This window comes from Pseudomonas sp. (assembly GCF_050739655.1).
GTDB lineage: Bacteria > Pseudomonadota > Gammaproteobacteria > Pseudomonadales > Pseudomonadaceae > Aquipseudomonas.
In genome coordinates, this window is record NZ_JBOIBY010000137.1 from 1 (window position 1) to 3,526 (window position 3,526).

Below are 3,526 nucleotides of genomic sequence, written 5' to 3' on the forward strand. Positions count from 1 at the left end.
GCGCCGCTGTTATCGGCCACATCGAGCATGGATTGAGTCTGAATCATATAATTTCTCCGACCCCTAGTCCTTAGACTTCCACAGCGCGTTCGAGAACATCAACCAGCGCCCAAGACTTGGTCTTGGCCAAAGGACGAGTTTCACGAATAGTGACTTTGTCGCCGATGTGGCACTGATTGGTTTCGTCGTGCGCGTGCAGCTTAGTCGAACGCTTAACGTATTTACCGTAGATCGGGTGCTTAACGCGACGCTCGATCAGAACGGTGATGGTTTTGTCCATCTTGTCGCTGACAACACGGCCAGTCAGCGTACGGACAGTCTTTTCGGCTTCAGCCATGATCACTTACCTGCCTGCTGGTTGAGCACAGTCTTCACGCGAGCGATGTCACGCTTAACTTGCGAGAGCAGATGAGACTGCCCCAACTGGCCAGTTGCTTTCTGCATACGCAGATTGAACTGGTCGCGCAGCAGGCCGAGCAGTTGCTCGTTCAGCTGCTGTGCGGATTTTTCACGAAGTTCATTCGCTTTCATCACATCACCGTCCGTTTAACAAAGGAGGTGGCGAGCGGCAGCTTTGCAGCAGCCAGGGCGAAAGCCTCACGCGCCAGCTCTTCAGAAACACCCTCGATTTCATACAGGACTTTGCCTGGCTGAATCTGGGCAACCCAGTATTCCACGTTACCCTTACCTTTACCCATCCGAACCTCGAGAGGTTTTTTGGAGATCGGCTTGTCCGGGAATACACGGATCCAGATCTTGCCACCACGTTTTACGTGACGGGTCAGAGCACGACGCGCTGACTCGATCTGACGAGCGGTGAGACGACCACGAGCAACAGACTTCAGCGCGAACTCGCCGAAGCTGACTTTGCTACCGCGCAATGCCAGGCCACGGTTGTGACCAGTCATTTGCTTGCGGAACTTCGTACGCTTTGGTTGCAACATTTGGCGTACCCCTTACTTAGCAGCTTTTTTACGAGGCGCTGGTGCTTGTGGTTTCAGTTCTTCTTGGCGACCACCAATTACTTCGCCTTTGAAGATCCAAACCTTTACACCGATCACACCGTAGGTGGTGTGAGCTTCGTAGTTGGCATAGTCGATGTCGGCACGCAGGGTGTGCAATGGCACACGACCTTCGCGATACCATTCAGTACGTGCGATTTCAGCACCGCCGAGACGACCGCTCACTTGGATTTTGATGCCTTTGGCACCAATGCGCATTGCGTTCTGTACAGCGCGCTTCATAGCGCGACGGAACATTACGCGACGCTCCAGCTGCTGAGCTACGCTCTGCGCAACCAGCATACCGTCGAGTTCCGGCTTGCGGATCTCTTCGATATTGATGTGCACAGGCACACCCATTTGCTTGGTCAGGTCCTGACGCAGTTTCTCAACATCTTCACCCTTCTTCCCGATAACGATACCTGGACGAGCGGTGTGGATGGTGATGCGTGCAGTTTGGGCCGGACGATGGATATCGATACGGCTTACGGACGCGCTTTTTAGTTTGTCTTGGAGGTACTCACGCACATTCAGATCTGCGAGCAAATAGTCCGCATAAGTCCGACCGTCTGCGTACCAGACGGAGGTGTGCTCCTTGACGATTCCCAGGCGAATGCCAATGGGATGTACTTTCTGACCCATCTCTTCGACTCCGTTACTTGTCAGCAACCTTGACAGTGATATGGCAAGACCGCTTGACGATGCGATCAGCACGGCCTTTGGCACGTGGCATGATGCGCTTCAGCGAACGCCCTTCGTTGACGAAAACGGTGCTGACCTTCAGGTCATCAACGTCTGCGCCTTCGTTATGCTCGGCGTTGGCTACGGCCGACTCCAGCACTTTCTTCATGATCTCGGCGGCTTTCTTACTGCTGAAAGCCAACAGGTTGAGCGCTTCGCCCACCTTCTTCCCGCGGATCTGGTCGGCGACCAAGCGGGCTTTCTGGGCGGAGATTCGAGCGCCCGACAACTTAGCGGCTACTTCCATTTCCTAACCCCTTAACGCTTGGCTTTCTTGTCAGCCACGTGCCCGCGATAAGTGCGGGTACCGGCGAACTCGCCCAGTTTGTGGCCGACCATGTCTTCGTTCACGAGAACGGGGACGTGCTGACGACCGTTGTGTACTGCGATGGTCAGACCGACCATTTGTGGCAGGATCATCGAACGACGCGACCAGGTTTTCACCGGTTTGCGATCGTTCTTTTCCGCCGCCACTTCGATCTTCTTCAGTAGGTGAAGATCGATAAAAGGACCTTTTTTCAGAGAACGTGGCACTGTCGTATCCCTCTATTTACTTGCGACGACGGACGATCATTTTGTCGGTACGCTTATTACCACGAGTCTTCGCGCCCTTAGTCGGGAAGCCCCATGGCGATACCGGATGACGACCACCAGAGGTACGACCTTCACCACCACCATGTGGGTGGTCAACCGGGTTCATGGCAACACCACGAACGGTTGGGCGAACGCCACGCCAGCGTTTGGCACCAGCTTTACCCAGCGAACGCAGGCTGTGCTCGGAGTTCGAGACTTCGCCCAGGGTCGCACGGCATTCAGCCAGGACTTTACGCATTTCACCGGAACGCAGACGCAGGGTAACGTACACGCCTTCACGAGCGATCAACTGAGCCGAAGCACCAGCGGAACGAGCGATCTGAGCGCCTTTACCTGGCTTCAATTCGATGCCGTGTACGGTGCTACCAACTGGAATGTTGCGCAGTTGCAGAGCGTTGCCCGGCTTGATCGGTGCCAGGGCACCTGCGATCAGCTGGTCGCCAGCGCTCACGCCTTTAGGGGCGATGATGTAGCGACGCTCGCCATCTGCGTACAGCAGCAGAGCGATGTGAGCAGTACGGTTTGGATCGTATTCGATACGCTCGACAGTGGCAGCGATGCCATCTTTGTCGTTGCGACGGAAGTCGACCAGACGATAATGCTGCTTATGACCACCACCGATGTGACGAGTGGTAATACGGCCATTGTTGTTACGACCACCAGACTTCGACTTCTTCTCGAGCAGCGGTGCGTGAGGAGCGCCTTTATGCAGCTCCTGGTTGACCACCTTGACCACAAAACGGCGGCCAGGGGAAGTCGGTTTGCATTTAACGATTGCCATGATGCACCCCTTCCTTACTCAGCACTGCTGCTGAAATCGAGATCTTGGCCTGGCTGAAGGGAGATAACTGCCTTCTTCCAGTCATTACGCTTGCCCAGACCGCGAGCAGTGCGCTTGCTCTTACCCAGAACGTTCAGGGTAGTAACACGCTCTACTTTCACGCTGAACAGGCTTTCGACGGCCTTCTTGATTTCCAGCTTGGTTGCATCGGTAGCAACCTTGAAAACGAACTGGCCTTTCTTGTCAGCCAGAACCGTAGCCTTTTCGGAAACGTGCGGGCCAAGCAGAACTTTAAATACGCGTTCCTGGTTCATCCCAGCAGCTCCTCGAATTTCTTCACGGCCGACACGGTGATCAACACCTTGTCGTATGCGATCAGACTAACTGGATCGGAACCTTGCACGTCACG

General features: G+C 54.8%; 8 protein-coding genes and 1 pseudogene. All 9 read right to left on the reverse strand.

Annotation, left to right across the window (positions count from 1 at the left end; translation table 11 throughout):
• Nucleotides 1-70: 70 nt before the first annotated feature.
• On the reverse strand, nt 71-337 hold the full coding sequence (rpsQ, locus tag ACRESJ_RS06925; protein WP_003176419.1) for a 30S ribosomal protein S17: 267 nt from the start codon (nt 335-337) through the stop codon (nt 71-73).
• Between the two features lie 2 nt (nt 338-339).
• A complete protein-coding gene (gene rpmC / locus ACRESJ_RS06930) occupies nt 340-531 on the reverse strand; it encodes a 50S ribosomal protein L29 (protein WP_002555481.1) in 192 nt (63 codons plus the stop codon).
• Nucleotides 531-944 carry a 50S ribosomal protein L16 gene (gene rplP, locus ACRESJ_RS06935; RefSeq protein WP_003228729.1) on the reverse strand — a complete coding sequence of 138 codons (414 nt, stop codon included), beginning with the start codon at nt 942-944 and terminating at the stop codon, nt 531-533. The genes rpmC and rplP overlap by 1 nt, the downstream gene beginning before the upstream one ends.
• 12 nt (nt 945-956) lie before the next feature.
• Nucleotides 957-1,643 carry a 30S ribosomal protein S3 gene (gene rpsC, locus ACRESJ_RS06940; protein WP_007970424.1) on the reverse strand — a complete coding sequence of 229 codons (687 nt, stop codon included), beginning with the start codon at nt 1,641-1,643 and terminating at the stop codon, nt 957-959.
• 13 nt (nt 1,644-1,656) lie between these two features.
• Nucleotides 1,657-1,989 (reverse strand): 50S ribosomal protein L22, encoded by a 333-nt coding sequence (gene rplV, locus ACRESJ_RS06945; protein WP_003103908.1) that lies wholly within the window; start codon nt 1,987-1,989, stop codon nt 1,657-1,659.
• 11 nt (nt 1,990-2,000) lie between these two features.
• A complete protein-coding gene (rpsS, locus tag ACRESJ_RS06950) occupies nt 2,001-2,276 on the reverse strand; it encodes a 30S ribosomal protein S19 (protein ID WP_002555486.1) in 276 nt (91 codons plus the stop codon).
• Between the two features lie 16 nt (nt 2,277-2,292).
• Nucleotides 2,293-3,117: a 50S ribosomal protein L2 gene (gene rplB / locus ACRESJ_RS06955; protein WP_003186055.1), complete on the reverse strand. Its 825-nt coding sequence runs from the start codon at nt 3,115-3,117 to the stop codon at nt 2,293-2,295.
• Between the two features lie 14 nt (nt 3,118-3,131).
• A complete protein-coding gene (gene rplW / locus ACRESJ_RS06960; RefSeq protein ID WP_002555488.1) occupies nt 3,132-3,431 on the reverse strand; it encodes a 50S ribosomal protein L23 in 300 nt (99 codons plus the stop codon).
• Nucleotides 3,428-3,526 (reverse strand): annotated as a pseudogene (gene rplD, locus ACRESJ_RS06965) (50S ribosomal protein L4); the annotation flags it as partial. The pseudogene rplD and the gene rplW, both read right to left, overlap by 4 nt.

Coding starts and splice junctions, on each gene's coding strand:
- rplV (WP_003103908.1), bottom strand. CDS start 1,989: ATGGAAGTAGCCGCTAAGTTGTCGGGCGCTCGAATCTCCGCCCAGAAA.
- rplP (WP_003228729.1), bottom strand. CDS start 944: ATGTTGCAACCAAAGCGTACGAAGTTCCGCAAGCAAATGACTGGTCAC.
- rpsC (WP_007970424.1), bottom strand. CDS start 1,643: ATGGGTCAGAAAGTACATCCCATTGGCATTCGCCTGGGAATCGTCAAG.
- rplW (WP_002555488.1), bottom strand. CDS start 3,431: ATGAACCAGGAACGCGTATTTAAAGTTCTGCTTGGCCCGCACGTTTCC.
- rpsQ (WP_003176419.1), bottom strand. CDS start 337: ATGGCTGAAGCCGAAAAGACTGTCCGTACGCTGACTGGCCGTGTTGTC.
- rplB (WP_003186055.1), bottom strand. CDS start 3,117: ATGGCAATCGTTAAATGCAAACCGACTTCCCCTGGCCGCCGTTTTGTG.
- rpmC (WP_002555481.1), bottom strand. CDS start 531: ATGAAAGCGAATGAACTTCGTGAAAAATCCGCACAGCAGCTGAACGAG.